General features: G+C 74.3%; 21 protein-coding genes. 10 read left to right on the forward strand and 11 right to left on the reverse strand.

What is annotated here, in order from left to right; all coding sequences use genetic code 11:
- Nucleotides 1-44 precede the first annotated feature (44 nt).
- Complete coding sequence (locus tag ACN260_RS15960; protein ID WP_422751865.1) at nt 45-1133, reverse strand: zinc-dependent alcohol dehydrogenase; 1089 nt, start codon at nt 1131-1133, stop codon at nt 45-47.
- Nucleotides 1126-2160 carry a Gfo/Idh/MocA family protein gene (locus ACN260_RS15965; protein WP_422751866.1) on the reverse strand — a complete coding sequence of 345 codons (1035 nt, stop codon included), beginning with the start codon at nt 2158-2160 and terminating at the stop codon, nt 1126-1128. Before ACN260_RS15965 ends, ACN260_RS15960 begins: the two co-directional genes overlap by 8 nt.
- 252 nt (nt 2161-2412) lie before the next feature.
- On the opposite strand from ACN260_RS15965, the gene ACN260_RS15970 reads away from it, so the two are divergent.
- From ACN260_RS15970 to ctaD, 4 genes are all read left to right on the forward strand, one after another.
- Nucleotides 2413-3393 (forward strand): glucosyl-3-phosphoglycerate synthase, encoded by a 981-nt coding sequence (locus tag ACN260_RS15970; protein WP_422756733.1) that lies wholly within the window; start codon nt 2413-2415, stop codon nt 3391-3393.
- 88 nt (nt 3394-3481) lie between these two features.
- A complete protein-coding gene (locus tag ACN260_RS15975) occupies nt 3482-4639 on the forward strand; it encodes a glycosyltransferase (RefSeq protein WP_422751867.1) in 1158 nt (385 codons plus the stop codon).
- A 128-nt stretch (nt 4640-4767) separates the two neighbouring features.
- Nucleotides 4768-5496 carry an ATP-binding protein gene (locus ACN260_RS15980; protein ID WP_422751868.1) on the forward strand — a complete coding sequence of 243 codons (729 nt, stop codon included), beginning with the start codon at nt 4768-4770 and terminating at the stop codon, nt 5494-5496.
- Between the two features lie 88 nt (nt 5497-5584).
- Complete coding sequence (gene ctaD, locus ACN260_RS15985) at nt 5585-7591, forward strand: cytochrome c oxidase subunit I (RefSeq protein WP_422751869.1); 2007 nt, start codon at nt 5585-5587, stop codon at nt 7589-7591.
- A gap of 77 nt (nt 7592-7668) precedes the next feature.
- On the opposite strand, the gene ACN260_RS15990 is transcribed toward ctaD, so the two are convergent.
- The 4 genes from ACN260_RS15990 to ACN260_RS16005 form a co-directional block, all read right to left on the reverse strand.
- Complete coding sequence (locus ACN260_RS15990) at nt 7669-8808, reverse strand: SigB/SigF/SigG family RNA polymerase sigma factor (RefSeq protein WP_422751870.1); 1140 nt, start codon at nt 8806-8808, stop codon at nt 7669-7671.
- A 319-nt stretch (nt 8809-9127) separates the two neighbouring features.
- Nucleotides 9128-10510 carry a hypothetical protein gene (locus ACN260_RS15995; protein ID WP_422756734.1) on the reverse strand — a complete coding sequence of 461 codons (1383 nt, stop codon included), beginning with the start codon at nt 10508-10510 and terminating at the stop codon, nt 9128-9130.
- A gap of 120 nt (nt 10511-10630) precedes the next feature.
- Complete coding sequence (locus tag ACN260_RS16000) at nt 10631-12394, reverse strand: thiamine pyrophosphate-binding protein (RefSeq protein ID WP_422751871.1); 1764 nt, start codon at nt 12392-12394, stop codon at nt 10631-10633.
- Entirely contained in the window at nt 12387-13505 is a 1119-nt protein-coding gene (locus tag ACN260_RS16005; protein WP_422751872.1) for a Vms1/Ankzf1 family peptidyl-tRNA hydrolase, read from the reverse strand. Before ACN260_RS16005 ends, ACN260_RS16000 begins: the two co-directional genes overlap by 8 nt.
- A gap of 145 nt (nt 13506-13650) precedes the next feature.
- Between ACN260_RS16005 and ACN260_RS16010 the strand changes: the two genes are divergently transcribed.
- Nucleotides 13651-14193 (forward strand): hypothetical protein, encoded by a 543-nt coding sequence (locus tag ACN260_RS16010; protein ID WP_422756735.1) that lies wholly within the window; start codon nt 13651-13653, stop codon nt 14191-14193.
- Between the two features lie 79 nt (nt 14194-14272).
- On the opposite strand, the gene ACN260_RS16015 is transcribed toward ACN260_RS16010, so the two are convergent.
- On the reverse strand, nt 14273-14608 hold the full coding sequence (locus ACN260_RS16015) for a DUF3817 domain-containing protein (RefSeq protein ID WP_422751873.1): 336 nt from the start codon (nt 14606-14608) through the stop codon (nt 14273-14275).
- 164 nt (nt 14609-14772) lie between these two features.
- On the opposite strand from ACN260_RS16015, the gene ACN260_RS16020 reads away from it, so the two are divergent.
- Genes ACN260_RS16020 through ACN260_RS16035 form a run of 4 tightly spaced genes read left to right on the forward strand, consistent with a single transcriptional unit; the run spans nt 14773 to nt 17147 of the window.
- Complete coding sequence (locus tag ACN260_RS16020; protein ID WP_422751874.1) at nt 14773-16254, forward strand: glutamate--cysteine ligase; 1482 nt, start codon at nt 14773-14775, stop codon at nt 16252-16254.
- A gap of 31 nt (nt 16255-16285) precedes the next feature.
- Nucleotides 16286-16765, forward strand: coding sequence for a DUF2975 domain-containing protein (locus ACN260_RS16025; protein WP_357760160.1), 480 nt, complete (start codon nt 16286-16288; stop codon nt 16763-16765).
- Nucleotides 16765-16986 carry a helix-turn-helix domain-containing protein gene (locus tag ACN260_RS16030; protein ID WP_422751875.1) on the forward strand — a complete coding sequence of 74 codons (222 nt, stop codon included), beginning with the start codon at nt 16765-16767 and terminating at the stop codon, nt 16984-16986. The genes ACN260_RS16025 and ACN260_RS16030 overlap by 1 nt, the downstream gene beginning before the upstream one ends.
- Nucleotides 16983-17147, forward strand: coding sequence for a hypothetical protein (locus ACN260_RS16035; protein WP_422751876.1), 165 nt, complete (start codon nt 16983-16985; stop codon nt 17145-17147). The genes ACN260_RS16030 and ACN260_RS16035 overlap by 4 nt, the downstream gene beginning before the upstream one ends.
- A 42-nt stretch (nt 17148-17189) precedes the next feature.
- On the opposite strand, the gene ACN260_RS16040 is transcribed toward ACN260_RS16035, so the two are convergent.
- Nucleotides 17190-17744 (reverse strand): TetR/AcrR family transcriptional regulator, encoded by a 555-nt coding sequence (locus ACN260_RS16040; protein ID WP_422751877.1) that lies wholly within the window; start codon nt 17742-17744, stop codon nt 17190-17192.
- A 65-nt stretch (nt 17745-17809) separates the two neighbouring features.
- On the opposite strand from ACN260_RS16040, the gene ACN260_RS16045 reads away from it, so the two are divergent.
- Complete coding sequence (locus tag ACN260_RS16045) at nt 17810-18301, forward strand: FBP domain-containing protein (RefSeq protein WP_204924549.1); 492 nt, start codon at nt 17810-17812, stop codon at nt 18299-18301.
- 51 nt (nt 18302-18352) lie between these two features.
- Here the strand turns inward: ACN260_RS16045 and ACN260_RS16050 are convergent, their stop codons facing one another.
- From ACN260_RS16050 to ACN260_RS16060, 3 genes are read right to left on the reverse strand one after another with little or no spacing between them, the layout of a single operon-like run.
- The gene (locus ACN260_RS16050; RefSeq protein ID WP_422751878.1) at nt 18353-18979 is read right to left on the reverse strand and encodes a response regulator; all 627 of its coding nucleotides are present in this window, start codon (nt 18977-18979) and stop codon (nt 18353-18355) included.
- Complete coding sequence (locus ACN260_RS16055; protein WP_422751879.1) at nt 18976-20244, reverse strand: sensor histidine kinase; 1269 nt, start codon at nt 20242-20244, stop codon at nt 18976-18978. Before ACN260_RS16055 ends, ACN260_RS16050 begins: the two co-directional genes overlap by 4 nt.
- A gap of 55 nt (nt 20245-20299) precedes the next feature.
- On the reverse strand, nt 20300-21229 hold the full coding sequence (locus tag ACN260_RS16060) for a hypothetical protein (RefSeq protein ID WP_422751880.1): 930 nt from the start codon (nt 21227-21229) through the stop codon (nt 20300-20302).
- Nucleotides 21230-21445: the final 216 nt, after the last annotated feature.

A 21445-nucleotide genomic window follows, 5' to 3' on the forward strand; every position in this document is an offset into this window, starting at 1 on the left:
CGGGGCGAGGCGGGCGGGGCGAGGTCCGGGCGGGGGCGGGATGGTCAGGCGGTGAGGACGACCTGGAGTTCGTGGCGGCGTCGGTCGGCCAGGTCGGTGAAGAGCGCCGGGGCGTCCGCGAACGGGACCACGGCCGAGATCAGGTGCGCGCGGACCAGGTCGCCGTACCGGCGCAGCAGGTCGATCGTCTCGGCGGAGAGCCGTTCCCGGTCCCAGGTCGGGGCGAGCCCGCGCGGCACCCGGCCGATCTGGGCACAGCGCAGCGTCAGCCCGTTGTGGTGGAACTCCTCGCCGAGCCGCACGGCGTCCGCACCTCCCGGGTAGAAGGCCAGGTCGACCACCGTGCCCTGGGGGCGCAGCAGGCGCAGCGCCAGGTGCAGCGCGTGGTCGCGGCCCCGGCACTGGAACACCACGTCGGCGCCCCGGTCCCCGGCGGCGTGGTTCCACCGGGTCTTGAGCACCACCGCCGGGTCGTCGGCGGTCGGGTCGAGGGTCTGCAGCCCGAGGGCCTCGGCGACCTGCCGGCGCTGCGGCGTCGGGTCGACCACCACCACCGAGGCGGCGTCGTGCCGGCGGGCGAACAGGGCGGTGAGCAGGGCGACCACCCCGCCGCCGACGACCGCCACCCGTCGGCCGTGCACCCCGTCGCCGAGGGTGCGTACGTCGGCGCCGTACAGGTCGGCGGCGGCGTGCAGCAGCCCGTTGGCGCAGATCGGGCCCATGTGTGCGACGTAGACGCCGAGCATCGGGTCGAGGTCGTCGGGCAGCGGCACGAACCGTTCGGCGAGCGGGTCGGCGACGTACCCGGTGCGGTGGCCGTACGTCATCGCACCGACGGTGCCGACGGCGATCGCCGGGGTGCGGCTCTGCACCACCTCGGCGACCTGCATGTAGCCGAGCCGGGTGACCGGGTACGGGGTGCCGGCGGTGCCCGGCCTGAACAGGCCGAGCGCGGGGTCGAAGGTGACGGTGAGGTGGGGGTTGGTGCCCTTGACGAAGCTCAGCTCCGTACCGGCGGAGACCCCGCTGTAGCGGGTCCGCACCCGGATCATGCCCTCGCGCAGCTCACCGGCGTCCTGCTCGGCCAGTGCGACACGCCCCGGGCCGTCGACCACCACCACCGTGTCACGCATCGACGCCCGCCCCCATGGGCGCGCCGGGCCGGCCGTCGGTGGTCGGGGCGAGCGCGGCCGGGCCGGTGGGCAGGCTGACACCACGCCCGGTCCGGGCGCTCTGGGCCAGCGCGACCGCGAGGCGTTGGGTGCGCAGCGCCTCGGCGTACGGCACCCGGATGTCGTCGCCGACCCCGGTGACGGCGTCGACGAAGGCCCGGTCGACGGCGACCCGGGCGGCGTCGGGGTCGGCCGGGAGGTGGCGTTCCCCGTCGGCGTCCCGGACGGTCAGGCCGTCCTCGGTCAGCGACAGGGCCAGCCCGTCGGCGAGGATCTCCAGTCCGGCGCGGTGCTTCCAGCCGAGCACGCAGGCGGCGGCGAGGGTGCCCACCGCCCCGGAGGCGAAGCGCAGCGTGGCGGCGGTCACCGAGTCGATGTCGGCGCCGTCGACCGGGGGTGGGTTGCCGTCGCCGTAGGCGGTGACCTCGACGGCCTCGCCGACCAGCACCCGGGCCAGGTCCAGGACGTGGGCGGCCTGCTCGACCACCGGGCCGCCGGAGCGGTCCCGCACCGCCCACCAGGCCACCGGGGGCACCTTGTCCAGCCAGGCCCCGTTGACCATCCGCACCGGACGGTCAACGAGCAGTTCCCGGGCCCGCGCCACCACGTGCAGGTAGCGCCAGTGGTGCCCGACGGCGGTGAGCAGTCGCCGCTGCTCGACCAGGGCGGCGATCCGTTCGGCGGTGTCCAGGTCGACTGCGACCGGCTTCTCCACGAACATCGGCACCCCGGCGGTGACGACGGCCTCCTCCACCGGCCCGTGGGCGAACGGCGGCACGCAGACGTAGACCGCGTCGGGGCCGGCGGCCAGCAGATCGTCGACGTCGGCGAAGGCCCGGGTCGAGTGCGTGTCGGCCAGCCGGGCGGCGGCCGACCGGGTCACGTCGGTGACCCCGACCAGTTCGACGTCGGCGAAACTCCCCAGCACGCGGGCGTGGCGTTGCGCCACCCCGCCGGCTCCGACCAGCCCCACCCGGCACGTACGCATACCCTCGGCCCTTCCCGACGCGGTCACCACCACCGCGCACAGCACTGCCCCGACGCGGCGGGGCGAAACCCCGGCGGTCCCCGCAACACAGCGTTCATCTGCCGGGAACCGGCCGGTGGAGCCGCTGTGATCAAGCTGTTAGGGAATATCTAGTTAACGAATGTGCAGAGACGGGAAAACCAAGTCTGCGTTTTCCGCCATGGATCTGGGGGTTTGCCAGTGCGGGACACAGAACCGATCGTCTCCCCTGTCGTGGAGGCATGGGCCACCTACCGGACGACGTCGGCGCAGGACTGGCCCACGCGACGGCTGATCAGAGCCAAGGGGGAGAACCGGGTCAGCGTGGTGCTGCCCGCCCGCAACGAGGAAGCCACCGTCGGGGCGATCGTCTCGACGATCCGGGAACACCTGATGGACCGCGTCCCCCTGGTCGACGAGTTGATCGTGGTCGACTCGCGGTCGACCGACCGCACCGCGCAGGTGGCCCGCGCCGCCGGCGCGGAGGTGGTCGGCCAGGACGAGATGACCCGGGGGCTGCCCCGGCTGACCGGCAAGGGCGACGCGCTCTGGGCCGGTCTGGCCGCCGCCGAGGGTGACGTCGTCGCGTTCGTCGACGCCGACCTGCGGGAATTCCGTCCGCACTTCGTGACCGGGCTGATCGGGCCGCTGCTGGTCGACCCGTCGGTGGAGTTCGTGAAGGGCTTCTACCACCGGCCGCTGGTCGGCGCGGCCAGCGTGGAGACCGACGGCGGCGGGCGGGTGACGGAGCTGATGGCCCGGCCGCTGTTGAACCTGTTCTGGCCGGAGCTGGCCGGTTTCGTGCAGCCCCTCGCGGGCGAGTACGCCGGCCGGCGCGAGGTGCTGGAGCGGGTGCCGTTCGTCACCGGTTACGGGGTCGAGACGGCCATGCTGATCGACCTGCTGGAACTGGTCGGCCTGGACGCGCTCGCCCAGGTCGACCTGGGCGAGCGCAAGCACCGGCACCAGGACACCGCGGCCCTGGGCCGGATGTCCGCGCAGATCATGCACACCGCCTGGGCGCGGTTGCAGCGGCGCGGTTGGGCCGCCCCGGGTACCAGCCCGGGTGCCGTGCTCACCCAGTTCCGTCGGGGCGGCTCGGAGGCGCTGCCGAATCTCGACCGGGAGGTCGTCGTCAACGACGTCTCGGTGCAGGAACGCCCGCCCCTGGCCGAGTTGCGGCCCCGGTTGCCGCGCCGGCGGGTCGCCGCGTGACGGCCCGCCGCGCCCGCGGCTGCGCCACCCGACGCGCGGGGGCTACGCCCGCCCGGGACCCGATCCGTCCCGAGAGGAACCCCCGCTCATGAGCCTCACCGTGCTGATGAACGCCGGCCCGTGGCTGTCCGTGCCGCCACCCGGCTACGGCGGTATCGAGAACGTCGTCGCCACCCTGGTGCCGGAGCTGCGCCGGCTCGGGGTGAAGGTGGTGCTCGCCTCGGTGGGGTCGAGCACCCTGCCGGTGGACGAGCAGTTCTCGGTCTTCGCCGACGGGCAGTTCGCGGCGTTGCAACGGCCGTACAACCAGGTGTGCGGGGTGTCCCAGGCGCACCTGGCCGGGGTGGTCCGGCAGCTGCACGGCCGCGACGACGTCGACCTGGTGCACGACCACGTGGAGGCCGTCGGGCTGGCCACCCTGGCGGCGATGGGGCCGGACGCCCCGCCGGTGCTGCACACCCTGCACTGGGACCTGGCCAAGCATCCCGAGTTGTACGGCACCCTCGACGGCGGGGCGCGGGTACGGGTCAACGGCGTCTCCGCCGCCCAGTTGGCCCGCGCGCCCCGGGCGCTGCGGGAGCACTCGGTCGGGCACGTGCACCTGGCGACCCCGCTGGCGGTGCACGCCGACCGGGCGCCCCGGCCGGAGAAGGGCGACCACACGGTCATCCTGGGCCGGATCAACCCGGGCAAGGGGCAGGACGTCGGGGCCCGGTTGGCCCGGCGCACCGGGGTGCCGCTGGTGCTCGCCGGCCCGGTCGGGCCGTACCACCGGCCGGCGGACCTGGCGGCGGCGGGCGACGGGGCCCGGCAGAACCCGGACGTGCGGTTCTTCTACGAGGAGGTCGCCCCGCACGTCGACGGGGATCTGGTCCGCTGGGTCGGCACGGTGGCCGGTCGGGAACGCGACGACCTGCTGGCCGGGGCACGGGCGGCGCTGTTCCCGCTGCGCTGGGAGGAGCCCGGCGGGACGGCCGTGGTCGAGTCGTTGGCGCTGGGCACACCGGTGGTGGCGACCGCCCGGGGCTGCCTGCCCGAGCTGGTCGCGCACGGGCGCACCGGCCTGCTCACCGAGGACGAGGACGAGCTGGGTGAGCTGCTGCTGGCGGCGCGGCGGCTCGACCCCGACGAGTGCCGCCGGGAGGCCGCCGCCCGGTTCACCCCGGCGGTGATGGCGCAGCGGTACGTCGCCCTCTACGAGACGGTGTGCGCCGCCGCCCGGGTGCCCGAGCTGCGGGCCGCCTGAGCCGGCCGGGCCCGGGACGGCCCGGCACCGGGACCGTGGGCGACGCCGCCCACGGTCCCGGTTTCGTCCCGCCGGGCCCCGGGTACCTGGCGGTTCTCCCCAGCACCACGAACGGAATCGAGGGGCCGATGGTCAGCCGGATCACCTGCGAGGTCAGCGACGAGTCACCGGTGACCGTCGTACGCCTCGCCGGCGCGCTCGACCTGGGCACCATGCGCGCCGTGCACACCGTGCTGGACCGCTGCCTGACCACGCTGCCGGACGCGCTGGTGGTCGACCTGGGCGGAGTGACCGTCGCCGACCGGCTGGCGCTGTCGGTGTTCGCCGCGACCGCCCGGCAGGCCGCCGACTGGCCGGCCGTGCCGGTGGTGCTCTGCTCTCCCCCGCCGGACGCCGCGGCCTGGCTGGCCACCTCCACCACCTGCCGGGTGGTGCCGGTGCGGCAGGACTGCGCGGAGGCCACCCGGTGGGCCGGGGCGAGCGCCGCGCCCCGGCTGCGGGCCCGGTTGGAGCCGGTGGCGGGGGCCTGCCGGCGGGCCCGCGAGCTGGTCGGCGACGCGTGTTCCCGGTGGAACGTGCCGCACCTGGTGGAGCCGGCGTCGCTGGTGCTCAGCGAGTTGGTCGGCAACGTGGTCCGGCACGCCCGCACCCCGATGCGGGTCACGTTGACCCTGCACCAGCCGTACCTGCGGGTGGCCGTGGCCGACGGCAGCCGGACGGCGGCCCTGGCGGCCAGCCCGGACCTGTCCGCCGAGGGTGGCCGGGGGCTGCTGCTGATCCGGGAGATGGCGCAGCGTTGGGGCAGTTCCCCGCTGGCCGACGGCAAGGTGGTGTGGGCACTCCTGCCGGCGAATTGACCGAAATTACCCCTGTCGCCTGGTTACATGGGCGGAGGGCGGGTAGTCGCGCCCGTCCTTTCTGTCGTCACGACGGGGTGAGAGAGCCATGCCCAGACGGGTAACCACGGAGCCCGCACGAGACCGGGGACCGGCGATCCTCGCCCCGGCCCGCTTCGGCGGCTTTCCCGGTCCGGTCCGCCCGGCACTGCCCGGCAACAAGCTGCTACGGCTGCTCGGCACCACCGACGCCAAGCAGATCGGGCTGCTCTACCTGGCCACGTCGTTCGTGTTCTTCCTGATCGGCGGGGTGCTGGCCCTGCTCATCCGGGCCGAACTGGCCCGGCCGGGGATGCAGTTCCTCTCCCCCGAGCAGTACAACCAGGCGTTCACCATGCACGGCACGATCATGCTGCTGCTCTTCGCCACCCCGCTGGTGTTCGCCTTCGGCAACTACATCGTCCCGTTGCAGATCGGTGCCCCGGACGTGGCGTTCCCCCGGCTCAACGCGTTCGCGTACTGGCTGTACCTGTTCGGCGGGACCATGGTCGTCGGCGGGTACCTCACACCCGGCGGCGCCGCCGACTTCGGCTGGACGGCGTACAACCCGCTCAGCGACGCGACGAACTCCCCCGGCATCGGGGCGAACCTGTGGGTGGTCGGCCTGGTCGTCTCCGGTCTGGGCACCATCCTCGGCGCGGTCAACCTGATCACCACCACGCTGACCCTGCGCGCGCCCGGGATGACCATGTTCCGGATGCCGATCTTCACGTGGAACATGCTGCTCACCGCCGTCCTGGTGATCCTGGTCTTCCCGCTGCTGGCCGCCGCGCTGCTGGCGCTGGGGGCGGACCGGCTGCTCGACGCGCACGTCTACGACGCGGGCACCGGCGGGCCGATGCTGTGGCAGCACCTGTTCTGGTTCTTCGGCCATCCCGAGGTCTACATCGTCGCGCTGCCGTTCTTCGGCATCATCACCGAGATCATCCCGGTGTTCAGCCGCAAGCCGATCTTCGGCTACACCGGGCTGGTACTGGCCACGGTCGCGATCACCGTGCTGTCGATGACCGTGTGGGCGCACCACATGTTCGCCACCGGCCAGGTGCTGCTGCCGTTCTTCAGCTTCCTCAGCTACCTGATCGCGGTGCCCACGGGGGTCAAGTTCTTCAACTGGATCGGCACCATGTGGAAGGGGCAGCTCACCTTCGAGACACCGATGCTGTTCGCCATCGGGTTCCTGGTGACCTTCCTGCTCGGCGGCCTGACCGGGGTGCTGCTGGCCAGCCCGCCGGTGGACTTCCACGTCACCGACTCGTACTTCGTGGTGGCGCACTTCCACTACGTGCTGTTCGGCACGATCGTGTTCGCCGCGTTCGGCGGGGTCTACTTCTGGTTCCCCAAGATGACCGGCCGGCTGCTCGACGAACGGCTCGGCAAGCTGCACTTCTGGACCATGTTCGTCGGCTTCCACGCCACCTTCCTCGTGCAGCACTGGCTGGGCGACGAGGGCATGCCCCGCCGGTACGCCGACTACCAGCCCGGCGACGGCTTCACCACGCTGAACATGATCTCCACGGTCGGGTCGTTCGTGCTCGGCGCGTCCACCCTGTTCTTCCTCTACAACGTCTGGAAATCCTGGCGGTACGGCGCACTGGTGACCGTCGACGACCCGTGGGGGTTCGGCAACTCCCTGGAGTGGGCCACCACCTGCCCGCCGCCGCTGCGCAACTTCGACCGGATGCCCCGGATCCGCTCCGAACGCCCCGCCTTCGACGCCAAGTACGGCCCGCTCGTCGCCGACCTCGGCCGGGACCTGCCGCAACGCACCACCCGCCCGCCGCAGGAGCTGCACGACGAGCTGCACCACGAGCGGCACGTCCCCGAGTCACCGGCGGCCGAGGGCGCGCACGGGGCCCGGGAGGCGGTGGAGTACCAGCCCGCCCCGCAGTCGGGCGCCCGCCCGGTGGTGGTGCCCGAACCGGAGGACGTCCGCCGCCCCGGCTTCGCGCACTCCGACGCCCCCGAGGACGACGGCCCCGGCGGCGCGAACCCCGACACCCCGCAGCGGTGGCGGCACCCGCACGGCACGGACGACGACGACCCCGGACGGCGCTGACCCGCGACGGCCGTCGGGCCGGCACCCCCGCGTGGGTGCCGGCCCGACGTTCGTCCACCCGCCGGTGGGAGGCGGGGTCAGGCGTCCACGGTGGCGGGCAGGCCGGCGGCGGCCAACGACCGGCGTACCGCCGGCTGGACCCGGGTCAGCCGCAGCGGCACCCCGGTGCGCACGGCGGCGTCCCGGCCGGCCACCAGCGCGGCGATGCCACCGGCGTCCACCCCGCCCGCGCCGTCCAGGTCCACCACCAGCTCGCGGGGCTGCCCGGCGACCGCCTCCAGCACCATCCGGCGCAACTGCTCCGCGCCGTCGCGGTCGATCTCGCCACCGACCTCGACCACCGTCCGCTCCGGCGTGCGTCTGACCGCGATCCGGTTCCGGCCGGTGTCCGCCTCGGCGGTGCCGTTGCTCCACGGCGGCGGGGTGTCGGCGAGCATCGCCTGACGCAGCCAGGTCAACGCCCGCGACAGCAGCCGGGACACGTGCATCTGGGAGATGCCGAACCGGGCGGCGATCTCCGCCTGGGTCTGGTTGCCGTAGAAACGCATCGCCAGGATGCGCCGCTCCCGCCAGGGCAGCCGGTGCAGCAGCCCGCTGACCGTCACCCGGTCGTCCACCGACTCCAACGCGTTGTCCGACTCGCCGACCAGGTCACCGAACTCGGCGGAGCTCTCCCCGCCGACCGGCGCGTTGAGCGACGCGGGGCTGTAGCCGGCCGCCGACTCCAGGGCGGCGAGGATCTCCTCCTCGGGCGTCTCCAGCCGGGCCGCCAGCTCGGCCACGCTCGGCGCGCGGGACAGTTCGCTGGTCAACGCCGACGTGGCCTGCCCGACCTCCAGGATCAGGTCCCGCAGCCGGCGGGGCACGTGCACCCCCCAGGTGCGGTCGCGGAAGTGCCGCTTGATCTCCCCGACGATGGTGATCGCCGCGTACGCGGTGAACGAACCCCGCTCGGGGTCGTACCGGTCGACGGCGTTGACCAGGCCGAGCCGCGCCACCTGTTCCAGGTCCTCCAACGGTTCACCCCGCCCCCGGTAGCGGCGGGCCAGCCGGCCGGCGAACGGCAGGGCGAACCGGACCAGGTCCTCACGGGCCTCCCCCCGGCGCTCCGGTGGCAGGCCGGCGATCCGCGCGGCGTACGCCAGCGCGGCGGCGTCCAGGTCCTCCAGGCCCCGCTCGGTCGGAGGTGGTGTGGTCGTGGTGGTCTGTCCGAACATCCGCGCCTCCCTCAGGAAGGTCCCCCGCCCGGATCGGGCCGGTCGGGCGCGTGGTGGCACCACGCACCGGGTCGGAAGTGGGGTTTCACGTGCCGCGCCGGGATCACCGGACGCGGGCGGGCGACGACCGGTCGCCACGCGGCGGACCGTCGCGGCGGGCGGTCTTCCCGCTCCCCAGGTACTCAATCACGCGTCCCCGGGTTCGCGAGGATGTTTCGGCCTGCCGGGTCCGGCCGGGCGGCGCGGACACCCCCGGCGTCCCCTTTCCGGGCGACCGGCCGGCCGTCACCGGCCCGGCCGCGCGCGGGACCGGGGCCGCTCAGGACACGGTGAGCCCCAGTGGCGCGCCCGCCTCGCCGAGCCCGGCCAGCGCGTCACCGACGCTCAGCGGCGGTGGCGTCGGCAGGTCGTACGGCTGGCCGCGTAGCACCTCGGTGGCCCGCCGGGTGGCCACCGACGCCACCGGGTAACCCCGGGCGGCGGTCCGGTCCAGGGCCCGGCGGCGACGACCGAACGCCGCCACCGCCAGCCACTGCGGCAGCCCCGCCACGGCCGGCGACCGCAGCCCCGGCGACTCGGGCAGCACGTCCACCGAACTGAACGGCTCGCTGCCGGCGAGCCACCACTCCACCTCCTCGACGCTGCGCCGGGTCGCGTTCTCGCACCAGTACGGCACCAGCCCCGCCCGCACCACCTGCCACGGATCGAACACCCGACCGCACTCCACCACCAGCCGGTCGCCCGTCTTACCGGCCCGGCGCAGCCACCGCCGGTACAGGTCGGCGGTGGCCGCGCTGAGCGCCCCCGGGTGCGGCACCCGCACCTGACGCAGCTCGTGGCCCCGGCCGCCGGCCCAGTGCCCCAGCGCCCGGACGAACCCGGGTTCCACCCCGTGTTCGGCGGACTCCCCGACGGCGGTGACCGGCGGCGGTTCCCACCCGTCCCCGGTCGCCCCGGCGGCCCGCAACACCTGACGCAGGGCGGGCGAGTCCGGGTGGAAGTCCACCGGCCGCAGGCCGCTGGCCGGGCAGCCGAGCTGGAAGCTGTGCCCCTGCCCGGAGTCGGACACCGGCCAGCGGCGTACGTCGTCGACCACCAGCAGCGCCGCCCGGTGGGCCAGCCGGTCGGCCAGGAACCGGGCGTACGCCACCGGCAGCGCCCGCCAGCGGCCCACCAGGGTGATCGCCGTACCGGCCAACGCGCCCCGGCTCGCCGGGCAGTGCACCTGACGCACGTGCAGCCCCGGGTTGCCGGCGAGGATCCGGGCGGCGAACGCGGCCCCCTGGTCGAGCGCGGCGGCGGGACGGTCCACCGCGCCGTGCGTCCAGTGGGCGGTCATCTCGAAGCCGGTGGGCAGCCAGGGCACCCCGAGCGCCACGGCCAGGTGCACGGCGGCGGCGTGCGGCGCGCCCAGCACCACCGCCGGGTACCGCTCCCGGGGGTACTGGTCGACGATCCACCCAGCCACCCGTTCCCCGTCCACCTCGGCGGCCTGGGCGGCGGTGAGCGCCACCCGGCCGGCGTTGCGCGCCACGGTGAACGGCGACGACGAGGGCGCTCGCCCCAGGTCGGCGCAGTCCACCCCGCGCAGCGCCCGGGCGGCCGCGGCCACCAGCACCCGCGCGGTGCTGCCGGCCGTGACGACCCGGTCGCCGGCCAGTCCGGCACCCTGGGCCGTCGGCCCGGCCGGTGCCGCCCGCACCGGCTCCACCCCGCCTCGTTCGCTCACCACGCGGCCCGGCTTCCCGCCCCTTCGGGGTCTAAACGGGGCATCGCGTCCCGATGGGGGCGATCCCCGTGCCTTCCGCCGCTACGCCGCAGGCTAAACGAGATCCTCGGCCTCGACGATCTGCCGCTCGGCCGCCATCATCCGGTCCCGGATGCGTCGGGTGGCGTCCCCGTCGGCGAAGAGACTCCGCAGGTCGGCCAGGGCCGGCTCCGGCGCGGTCGGGGCCACCGCCGGGTCCACCACCGCCTCCAGCACGCACGGCCGGTCGGCGGCCAGCGCCTCGTCCCAGGCGGCGCCGACCAGCTCCGGCCGGTCCACCCGGACGCCGTGCAGGCCGAGCAGCCGGGCCCAGCCGGCGTACGGCACGTCGGCCCGGCGACCGGGCACCCCCGGCATCCAGCGGCCGTCACCGAGCCCGGAGTGGTCCCGGTTGTTGAGCACCAGCACCACCAGCCGGGGATCGGCCCAGTCCTGCCAACGGTGGGCCACGGTGATCAGTTCGGCGAGCCCGTTGAGCTGCATCGCGGCGTCGCCGAGCAGGGCGAGCACCGGGACGTCCGGGCGGGCGAGCTTCGCGGCGAGCGCGTACGGCAGGGCGCAGCCGAGTGAGCCGAGGGCACCGCAGAGCTGCGCGTCGACCCCGGGCGGCAGTTGCAGGTGGCGGGCGTACCAGGAGAGCACCGAACCGACGTCGACGGCGACCGACGCGGCGTGCGGCAGCCGGGCGGACAGTTCCCGCAGGACCAGTTGCGGGTTGACCGGTTCGCCCGGTGCGGCGGCGTGCGCGGCGGCCTCCGTGCGCCACCTGTCGACGGCGCCCTCGACGGTGGCCCGCCACTGCCGGTCGGGGCGGTCGGCGACCTGGCCCAGCAGCGCGCGCAGGGTCTCGGTGGCGTCACCGACCAGCGGCACGTCCACCGGGTACCGGGTGCCGATGCGTCGCCCGTCGATGTCGATCTGGATGGTGCGGGCCTGGCCGGGCATCGGGAGGTAGTCGGTCCACGGGTCGTTCGTGCCCACCATCAGCAGGGTGTCCGCGCCGCCCATGAGCTGCGCGGCGGCCGTGGAGCCGACCTCACCGAGCACCCCGGTGTGGAACGGCAGCCGCTCGTCGAGCACCGGCTTGCCCAGCAGCGAGGCGGCCACCCCGGCACCCAGCCGGTCGGCCAGCGCCACGATCTGCTCCGCCGCGCCCCTACCGCCCTGCCCGACCAGGATCGCCACCCGCTGGCCGACGGTGAGCAGCGCCGCGGCGGCGTCCAGGTCCGCCTGGTGCGGCAGCACCCGGGCCAGCGGTTCGCCGGGCGTCGCGGTGAGCACCCCGGCCGCGTGCGGTTGCAGCTGCGGCACGACGGCCTCCTGCAACGCCCGGGGCAGCACCACGCAGGTCGGGCTGCGGGTGGCCGCGGCGGTCCGGAACGCCTGGTCGAGCAGGGCCGGCACCTGCTCCGGGGTACGCCCGTAGCGGACGAACTGATGGCACACGTCGCCGAAGAGCCGGGTCAGCCCGATCTCCTCGTGCACTTCGCCGAGCGGACCGGTGACGTCCTCGCCGACGATCGCCACCACCGGTTTGCTGTCCAGCTTCGCGTCGTACAGGCCGTTGAGCAGGTGCACCGCGCTGGGGCCCTGGGTGGCCAGGCAGACCCCGATGCCGCCGGTGAACTTGGCGTGCCCGGTGGCCATGAAGGCGGCGCTCTCCTCGTGCCGGGCGGGGACGAACTCCGGGTCCCCGCCCGCCGCGTCCAGCGCCCCGACCACGGGGGCGATCGCCTCCCCCGGGCAGCCGAAGGCGCGGGGCACCCGCCAGGCCCGCAGCCGGTCCACCACCAGGTGCGCGACCGTGCGGTCAGCCATGGTCGCGTCCCGGGGTGGCCGGGTCGACGTAGCGCAGCACCGCGCCGACGCCGTCGGCCAGCCCGGGGGCCTCGTCGGGGCCGAGGACGGTCAGGTCGGCGTCGGTGCCGACGAGCGCCCGGACCAGGGCCGCGTCGGCCCGGACCCGTTGCGGGTCGGACACGGCGGCGAGTTGGTCGGGTGCGGTGGCGATGTCGGTGGCCCGGGGTCCGATCCACAGCTCGCCGACGGCCGACGGGTCGTCGACCAGCAGCATGGTGTCGACCTGGTTGCGTTGCAGGGCGGCCACCACGGCGTCCAGCCCGGCGCCCACGTCCTCCTGGGTGCCGAACCGGTCCAGCGTGGCGGTGACGTGCTGGTCGGCGACCTCGGCGATGGTCTGCACGGTGACGTCGTCCATCGCCGCCGGGTCGGCGCCGCCGGCCCGGGAGCCGGCGTCGGTGCGGACCACCACGTCCTGCCAGCGGGCGGGTAGCTGGGCGGCGATCATCCCGGTGGCCCGGACGTCCCCGGCGACCACGACGACGTCCGCGCCGACCCGGTCGGCCAGTTCGGCGGTGGCCGCGGCGGCGTCCCCGGCGTTGTGGTGCCAGGCCTCCATCGCGGCCCGCTGGTAGCGGGACTGGGACCAGCCGCCGGGCTGCACCCGGCGCAGCGGGTAGCTCTGCCGGCCGGTGACGTGGGCCCGTCGGGGCACCCCGCCGGCGCTGACCGCGACCGCGTCCGCGCCGGTCCGGTCGGCGAGCACCCGGACCCAGGCGACCTGTTCCCCGCGCTGGGCGAGCAACGGCATGACGTGCGGCAGCGGGGCGTACGCGGCCAGGTCCCGCAGGGGTGGCGCGGCGAGGTACTCGGAGAGCACCACCCGGCCCCGGTTGGCGAACGCGGCGAGTCCGTAGTCGCCCGGCAGCGGGTCGTGGCCGCGCACCACCCGGTCCAGCGCCGCGATGGTCGGCTCGTCCGCGCCGTCGGCGGCGAGTTGCCCGGCCAGGGCCCGCCAGCGCAGGTCCAGCGCCGGGCGCGCGTCCTGGGTGTCCCGGGAGGCGTCCAGGTAGACCGAGCACCACGGCCCGGGACGGTCGTAGAGCTGGTGCAGGAAGGACAGCTGCATGCTCGACCCCTTTCCGGCTCGGCCGCCCGCTTACCCGCGCCGCCCGGGATGTCACCTCGACCGGGCCGGGTCACGTGACCGCCGGTTCATTCATGTCATTCGACCCGGAAGACGGATACCATCAGTGAACGGAACGGGACTCTCGGTGGTGAACATGGACAGCGATCTCCGCAATCGGGTGATACGCCCCACGCAGCGGATATTCACCGGGCGGGTGGTCCGGTTCATGGACGGCTACACCCGCGAGGTCAGGATCGGCCAGCCGGTGCTGGTGGCGGTGCTGACCGCGGCGAGTGTGGCGGGGCTGCTGGTGATGCTGGTGCGCGCGGCGCTCTCGCAGGCCGGCGGCGGCACCCGCCGCACGTGGAAGGACCTGAAGAAGGGGCCGGAGTTCCTGGTCACCCCGGTCCGGCTGCGCGACGACAACGGCCTGCTCTACGAGGTGGAGCTGCACGGGCACCTGCCGCAGAGTGCCGTGCACCCGTCGGACTGGGTGCAGCTCACCCTGCGCCCGCAGGACGTCGACCTGCCGCCGCGCATCGAGCGGATCGTCAACCTGACCACCGCGCAGGTGCTCACCCCGCGTACCGCCACGGTGTGGAGCCACCTGGGCCCGCCGCTGCTGATCCAGGCGGTGCTGGGCGCGGTGCTGGTGCTGCTGGTCGCCGCCGCCGTGGTCCTCACCTGACGCCACCCGACCGGCCGCCGCCCGACCCGACGGTCCGGGGCCGGGCCGGCGGCGGGCGGCCGTGGGCCACCCGGGGCGCTCAGCCGACCGGGGTGAGCGGGCGCTGCGGGGCGGTGGTGCGCAGCAGGCCCCGGCGGGCCGCCCAGCGCTCGAAGAGCAGGGTGGCGAACGGCGGGACCGCGCAGACCAGGGCCACGAAGGTGACCCCGGGCGACCACCGGTGCAGCCGGGCCACGGCGAGCACCAGCAGGCCGTACGCGACGAAGAGCGCACCGTGGACCGGCCCGAAGACCTGCACGCCGATCTCGTTGCCCGGCGGGCCGTACTTGACCGCCATGCCGACCAGCAGGGCCAGCCAGGAGCAGGCCTCGGCGATCGCCGCCGCCACGAACAGCCGGGTCGTCTTCTCGCGCATCGCGCCATGCTATCCAGCCGCCGTCGCCGCACGGCCCGCGACGGGTGGCGGGCGACGGGGATCACCCGGGGCGCCGGTGGGTACGTAAGGGGTCCTTCGGGTCTTCCCGGTTCGCCGGGGACGTGCGAGGTTTGTCGGGGACCAACGGTGACAGGGCGGTGGCCATGGGCGAGGAAGTCGGAGCGCACACGTTCAGTCGGGAGGACCGGGCCCGCTACCGGGAGAAGGTCCGCCGGTGTCTGGACGTCTTCGCCGAGATGCTGCGGGAGTCCCGGTTCGACGTGGAGCGGCCGATGACCGGCCTGGAGATCGAGCTGAACCTGGTCGACGACGACTCCCGGCCGACGATGCGCAACGCCGACGTGCTCGCCGCCGTCGCCGATCCCAGTTTCCAGACCGAGCTGGGCCAGTTCAACGTGGAGATCAACGTCGCGCCCCGGCGGCTCGTGGGCACCGGCACGGCCGAGTTCGAGTCCCACGTACGGGCCAGCCTGAACGCCGCGGAGGAGAAGGCCCGCACGGTCGACGCCCACATGGTGATGATCGGCATCCTGCCCACCCTGGAGCCGGGGCACCTGACCGCCGGGGCGTTGTCGGCGAACCCGCGCTACGCGCTGCTCAACGAGCAGATCTTCGCCGCCCGGGGCGAGGACCTGCGGATCGCGATCAGCGGGGTGGAGCGGCTGGCGACCACGGCCGACACCATCACCCCGGAGGCGGCCTGCACCAGCACCCAGTTCCACCTCCAGGTCAGCCCGGCCGACTTCGCCGGCTACTGGAACGCCGCCCAGGCGGTCGCCGGAATCCAGGTGGCGCTGGGCGCGAACTCGCCGTTGTTCTTCGGCCGGGAGCTGTGGCGCGAGACCCGGGTGCCGCTGTTCCAGCAGGCCACCGACACCCGATCGGAGGAGATCAAGGCCCAGGGGGTACGCCCGCGGGTCTGGTTCGGGGAGCGCTGGATCACCAGCGTGTTCGACCTGTTCGAGGAGAACGTGCGGTACTTCCCGGCGCTGCTGCCGGTGTGCGACCCGGAGGACCCGGCGCAGACGCTGGCCGCCGGTGGCGTGCCGAGGCTGGCCGAGCTGCGGTTGCACAACGGCACCATCTACCGCTGGAACCGGCCGGTGTACGACGTGTGGAAGGGCCGCCCGCACCTGCGGGTGGAGAACCGGGTGCTGCCGGCCGGGCCGACGGTGGTGGACACGATCGCCAACGGCGCGTTCTATTTCGGGCTGGTCCGGGCGCTGGCCGAGTCGGACCGGCCACTGTGGTCGCAGATGTCGTTCAGCGCGGCGGAGGAGAACTTCACCAGCGGAGCCCGGCACGGCATCGACGCGCAGGTGTACTGGCCGGGGCTGGGCTACCTGCCGGCGACCGAGCTGGTGCTGCGCCGCCTGCTGCCGTTGGCCCACCAGGGGTTGGACCGGTGGGGGGTGGACCCGGCCGAACGGGACCGGCTGCTGGGCATCATCGAGCAGCGCTGCCTGACCGGGCGCAACGGTGCGAGCTGGCAGGTGGCGACGTTGCACCGGCTGGAGTCAGCCGACCATCTCGACCGGCCGGAGGCGTTGCGGGAGGTGGTCCGCCAGTACGTCGAGCTGATGCACAGCAACCTGCCGGTCCACGAGTGGCCGGTAACCGATTGACTTTCGATAGGTTGTGAGCGATAGTCGATACATGACGACGGCACGTTGGGCGGTCACCGCCCTCAGAGTCTTTCTCGTGGTCCTGTTCGCGGTGCTGGTGCTGTTCCAGACCATGTCGCTGCCCGGCCAGTTCGCCCACCTGGCCCGGGAGTCGCCCGAGCAGGCGTACCTGCGCTGGCCGGCCACCGCCGTGACGGTGTTCTGGGTGCTCTGCGTCCAGGTGGTGATCGTCGCCACCTGGCGGCTGCTCACCCTGGTCCGCGACGACCGGATCTTCAGCGAACCCGCGCTGGTCTGGGTGGACGCCATCGTCTGGGCGATCGCCGCCGGTTGGCTGACGCTGGTGGGCGTGTTCGGCTACGTCGGGTTCCACGCCGACGACCCCGGCCTGCCGATGCTGCTGTTCCTGCTGTCCGTCGGGGCCACCGTGCTCGGACTGCTGATGGTGGTGATGCGGGCGCTGCTGCGCCAGGCCACCACGCTGCGCTCCGACATGGAAGCGGTGATCTGATGCCCATCGTCGTACGCATCGACGTCGAGCTGGCCAAACGCAAGATGAGCGTCGGTGAGTTCGCCGAGCGGGTCGGGCTGACCCCGGCGAACGTGGCCGTGCTGAAGAACGGCCGGGCCAAGGCGGTGCGGTTCAGCACCCTGGAGGCGATCTGCCGGGTGCTCGGGTGCCAGCCGGGCGACCTGCTCGAATTCGTCGACGACGGGGAGCCGACGCCGTGAGGTATCTGCTCGCCCTCCCCGCCGCCGTGCTCCTGGCCGCCGGGGTGGCCGGCATCGTGCTCGGCGAGTCCGACGACTCCCCCGGGCTCCAGTTCCTGGGCGGCCTGCTGGTCATCGCCGCGATCGCCATCGGCGTCCGGGTCGCCCGCCGCCCACGCTGACGCCACCATGCCCGACCCGGGCGGGCGTGGTGGCGACGGCGGTCAGGGCGTCGGCCAGTGGCGCAGCAGGGCGTCGAGGGCGTCGAGCACCTTGGTCCAGCTCTGCCCGGTATCGGGGGCGCTGTGGTCGAAGCTGCCGCCCAGTTCGAGGTTGACGTAGCCGTTGAAGACGCTGCCGAGCAGCCGTACCGCATGGGTCTGGTCGGGTTCGCCCAGGTCGTAGCCGCGCAGGATGGCCCGGGTCAGCTCGGCGTGCCGACCGCCGGCGCTGGCGGCGGCGGTGGCCGGGTCGAGCCTGAGCTGGGCGGCGGCCCACCGGCCCGGATGCTCGCGGGCGTAGTCGCGGTAGACGCCGCCGAGGGCGGCCAGCGCGTCCCGGCCGGCCCGACCGGCGAGCGCGTCGGCGGCCCGGACGGCCAGTTCGTCGAGGGCGAGCAGGGCGATCCGGGTCCGCAGGTCGGCGGAGTTGCGCACGTGCGCGTAGAGGCTCGCGACCTGCACGTCGAAGCGCCGGGCGAGCGCCGAGAGGGTCACCCGGTCGAAGCCGACCTCGTCGGCCAGCTCCGCGCCGGCCCGGGTGAGACGGTCGGTGGTCAAGCCCGCACGTGCCATAACTCATTATGCGTTTGCCTAAAGCTTTTAGGCAAATTACCGTTGCCGTCATGGAACCACTCACCGAGCAGGAGATCCGTTCCGCGTTCGTCAACTGCACCAAGGGCGAGAGCAGGCGGCTGTACGTCCCCCGCGACCTGGCCGACCGCCCCTGGCCCGAGCTGGACTACCTCGGCTGGCGGGACCCCCGCGCCCCCGACCGCGCCTACCTGGTCACCGAGGTGGACGGCCGGCGGACCGCGCTGGTGCTGCGCTGCCCCACCCCGACCACCCGGCAGCCACCGCGCGGCCTGTGCGCGATCTGCCTGACCTCCCCCGCCGGTGGCGTCAGCCTGATGGTCGCGCCGAGGGCCGGCAAGGCGGGACAGCAGGGCAACTCGGTGGGCACCTACCTGTGCACCGACCTCGCCTGCCCGCTCTACGTGCGCGGACGCAAGGACCCCGGCCCCGGCGCCCGGATGCAGGAGTCGCTCACCACGGCGGAGAAGGTCCAGCGGCTGACGACGAACGTCGCCGCGTTCGTCGCCCGGGTGACCGGCTGACCCGACCGTCATCCGACCTCCCACCCGAGCCCTCCGTCGGGGACGGCGCGGTCAGCCGCCCCGGGCGAACAGCGCCAGGCGTACCCGGTTCGGGCTGTCCGTCTTGGTCATCAGGCTGGTGATGTGGGTCTTGACCGTGGTCACGCCGATGTGCAGCCGGTCGGCGATCTCGGTGTTCGACAGCCCCTCGGCCACCAGGGTGAGCACGTCCTGTTCGCGGGCGGTCAGCCCGGCCACCGGCCGGGGCGGCTCGGCGCGGGCGTGCACCGCCCGCCGGACCAGCCGCTGCAGTACCTCCTCGCTGAACGGGCTGCCCCCGGCGGCGGCCCGGCGCACCCCGTCGACCAGGTCGCCGGGCGGGGCGTCCTTGAGCAGGAACCCGCAGGCCCCGGCGGTGAGCGCGGGATAGAGGTGGTCGTCGTCACCGAACGTGGTCAGCACCAGCACCCGCGTCGCCGGCCGGTCGGCGAGGATGCGGCCGGTCGCGGTGATCCCGTCCACACCGGGCATCCGCAGGTCCATCACCACCACGTCGGGGACGAGCCGGGCGGCCAGGGTGACCGCGTCGCGGCCGTTGTCGGCCTCCCCGATCACCTCGATGTCCGGCTGCGCGTCACAGAGCATGCGCAGGCCCGCGCGGATGAGGTGCTGGTCGTCGACCAGCAGCACCCGGATCACGACAGCCGCGCCGCATACGGGCCGCCCGAACCGGGCGGCGGGGTGGTCGTACCGCCCGGGGGTGGGCCGGTGGTCGGGGGCGGGCCGGCGTCGGTCGGTGCCACGGCGGGCAGCACCGTGCGGACCCGCCACCCGGTACCGGCGGGGCCGGCGTCCAGCCGCCCGCCGAGCACCTCGACCCGTTCCCGCATGCCGGTGAGGCCGTGTCCCCCGCCGGGTGGCACCGCCGCCGGTGCCCAGCCCCGCCCGTCGTCGGCCACCTCCCAGTGCACGGCATCGTCGACCACCGCCACGGTCAGCCGCGCCCGCGCGGACGTTCCGGCGTGCTTCACCACGTTGGTCAGCGCCTCCTGGGTCAACCGCAGCACCGCCAGTCCACGTACCGCGTCGAGGGCGCCCACCGCCGGGGCGACGTCCGCCTCCACCGTCACCCCGGCCTGCCGGGCCCGGTCGACCGCCGCCCCGAGCGCGGCCGGCAGCGCCGACGGCTCGATCGCGGTCAACGTCGCGTCGCCGTGCGCCACCTCGGGATCCCGCAGCACCGCGACCAGCCCGCGCAGGTCCGCCAGCGCCGCCGTCCCGGTGGCGTGCACGTCGTCGAAGACGGCACCGACCCGGGGGTCGAGGTCGGTGAGGACGTGCCGGGCGACGCCCACGCGCAGCACCATCGAGGCCACGTGGTGGGCCACCACGTCGTGCAACTCCCGGGCGATGGCGCTGCGTTCGTCGGCCCGCGCCGCCCGCTGCTCCGACTCGCGGTGCAGGTGCTCGGCCCGGGCCCGTTCCTCGGCCTGCCGGCCGAGTTCCCGGTTGGTCCGCACCACGGTGCCGATCAGCAGGGGCAGGCCCACGTCCACCAGCAGCCCGAACACCGTGCCGACGACCCCCCGGCCGGTGTGCCCGGACGGGTCGAACGCCGCGACCACGGTCAACCCCACGGCAGCCCACCAGCCGGTGCGGGGACGCCGGGACCGCATGGTCACCTCGAGCAGCAGCCAGCTCGCCCCGACCTGGTTGATCGTGGTGTCGTCGAGGACGACGATCGCCGCCACCAGCAGCGCGGTCTGCGCCGTCAGGTTGAGCAGCGGCCGGCGGTGGGCCAGCAGCGCGACGGCGAAGGCGGCCACCGCGAGCGCCCACTGCCGGCCCGTCGGCGGCTGACCGGTCTTGGTGCCGAAGAGCAGGTAGCACAGGCCGCTGGCGTCGAGCAGGACCATCCGCACCAGCGTGTCCCGCGTGTCGAACAGCCGCCCCAGCCAGCCCACGCCGATCAGCCTACGGACCCGGGTGCCGGCGCAGGACCCGCCGGACGGGTGGAGGTCACGCGGCCAGCGCCAGTTCCGGGCGACGCCGCCGGGACACCACCACCGTCACGGCGAGCACGGTCGCGGCCACCAGGGCGGCCAGCGCGGCCAGCGTGGTCAGGTCCGGCCTCAGCAGCGGCTGCCCGCGCAGCGCCTGCCAGGTCAACAACAGCGTGAGTACGCCGTACCCGGTGCCCGCGACGGCCAGCAGGCGGACCCGGTCCCGCTCGTCGAGCCGACCGCCCAGGTAGCGGCGCAGCAGGAAGGCCAGGATCGGCAGCGCCTGCAGGGCGTGCAGCCCGACGAAGTGCCCGATCCGCAGGTCGCCCCCGGTGGTGCTCCAGCCGAGGACCGGCAGCCCCGGCCCGCCGTCGGGCACCCCGACGCTGTGCGCGCCGGTGATCCCGGCGGCGGCCGGCGCCTGGCCGGGCTGGGTCATCGGCACCGCCACCAGCATGCCCAGCGCGGACAGGCCGAGCCCGAACCCCATCGCCCACCGGGTGGCCCGGTCCCCGGCCCGCCGTACCAGCAGGGTGACGGCGACGACGACGTGCGCGACGAACAGCACCATGACGGCCGCTCCCATCACCTGCCACAGCGCGGCGTTGAGCGGGCTGGTCTCGTTGTAGTGGCTGGTCGTGCCGCGCAGCACCTGCCCGACGATCACCACCATCTCGATCAGGGACGTCGCCACCACCACGCCGGCCGCCCACTCCCCGACCCGGCTGCGGCGGGGCAGTTGGGCCAGCATCCAGGCGAGGGTGGCCCCGTAGAGCACGAAGGACACCGAGAACTTGAACGGCTTGAGCCAGATCGGCACCCCGGTGAGCACCCTGGGGTCGGCGGCCACGCCGACGGCCGCGACCACGGCGAGCACCGCCATCGCGGCGGTGAGCAGAACCAGGGGGCGGTGCCGTCGGGCCGCCCGGGACATCACATCGGTCATGCCTGTAGACGTTCGTCGGCCGGCGGCCCGACCGCGTCCGACCGGGAGCCCCGGTCGCGGCCCCCGGTCGGAGGTCGCCTCCTCCCCAGGGTGGAGGCGGACCGTCGCCCGATTGACGGCATCGAGAACGGTCAGTACCGTGGGACGGAAAGCGCTTACCTCTTCGAATCGACTGGTCAGCGCCTTGGGACGGCCCCGGTCGTCCCGACGGAAACA

The sequence above is a fragment of the Micromonospora sp. WMMD708 genome, assembly GCF_049315245.1.
Classification (GTDB): domain Bacteria; phylum Actinomycetota; class Actinomycetes; order Mycobacteriales; family Micromonosporaceae; genus Micromonospora; species Micromonospora wenchangensis.

What these genes read in the sequence shown, in the direction of transcription:
- ACN260_RS16005 (WP_422751872.1), bottom strand. Translation starts at nt 13,505, where the DNA reads ATGCAGCTGTCCTTCCTGCACCAGCTCTACGACCGTCCCGGGCCGTGG.
- ACN260_RS16045 (WP_204924549.1), top strand. Translation starts at nt 17,810, where the DNA reads ATGGAACCACTCACCGAGCAGGAGATCCGTTCCGCGTTCGTCAACTGC.
- ACN260_RS16030 (WP_422751875.1), top strand. Translation starts at nt 16,765, where the DNA reads ATGCCCATCGTCGTACGCATCGACGTCGAGCTGGCCAAACGCAAGATG.
- ACN260_RS15990 (WP_422751870.1), bottom strand. Translation starts at nt 8,808, where the DNA reads ATGTTCGGACAGACCACCACGACCACACCACCTCCGACCGAGCGGGGC.
- ACN260_RS16060 (WP_422751880.1), bottom strand. Translation starts at nt 21,229, where the DNA reads ATGACCGATGTGATGTCCCGGGCGGCCCGACGGCACCGCCCCCTGGTT.
- ACN260_RS16015 (WP_422751873.1), bottom strand. Translation starts at nt 14,608, where the DNA reads ATGCGCGAGAAGACGACCCGGCTGTTCGTGGCGGCGGCGATCGCCGAG.
- ACN260_RS15980 (WP_422751868.1), top strand. Translation starts at nt 4,768, where the DNA reads ATGGTCAGCCGGATCACCTGCGAGGTCAGCGACGAGTCACCGGTGACC.
- ACN260_RS15960 (WP_422751865.1), bottom strand. Translation starts at nt 1,133, where the DNA reads ATGCGTGACACGGTGGTGGTGGTCGACGGCCCGGGGCGTGTCGCACTG.
- ACN260_RS16000 (WP_422751871.1), bottom strand. Translation starts at nt 12,394, where the DNA reads ATGGCTGACCGCACGGTCGCGCACCTGGTGGTGGACCGGCTGCGGGCC.
- ACN260_RS16025 (WP_357760160.1), top strand. Translation starts at nt 16,286, where the DNA reads ATGACGACGGCACGTTGGGCGGTCACCGCCCTCAGAGTCTTTCTCGTG.
- ACN260_RS15965 (WP_422751866.1), bottom strand. Translation starts at nt 2,160, where the DNA reads ATGCGTACGTGCCGGGTGGGGCTGGTCGGAGCCGGCGGGGTGGCGCAA.
- ACN260_RS15975 (WP_422751867.1), top strand. Translation starts at nt 3,482, where the DNA reads ATGAGCCTCACCGTGCTGATGAACGCCGGCCCGTGGCTGTCCGTGCCG.
- ACN260_RS16020 (WP_422751874.1), top strand. Translation starts at nt 14,773, where the DNA reads ATGGGCGAGGAAGTCGGAGCGCACACGTTCAGTCGGGAGGACCGGGCC.
- ctaD (WP_422751869.1), top strand. Translation starts at nt 5,585, where the DNA reads ATGCCCAGACGGGTAACCACGGAGCCCGCACGAGACCGGGGACCGGCG.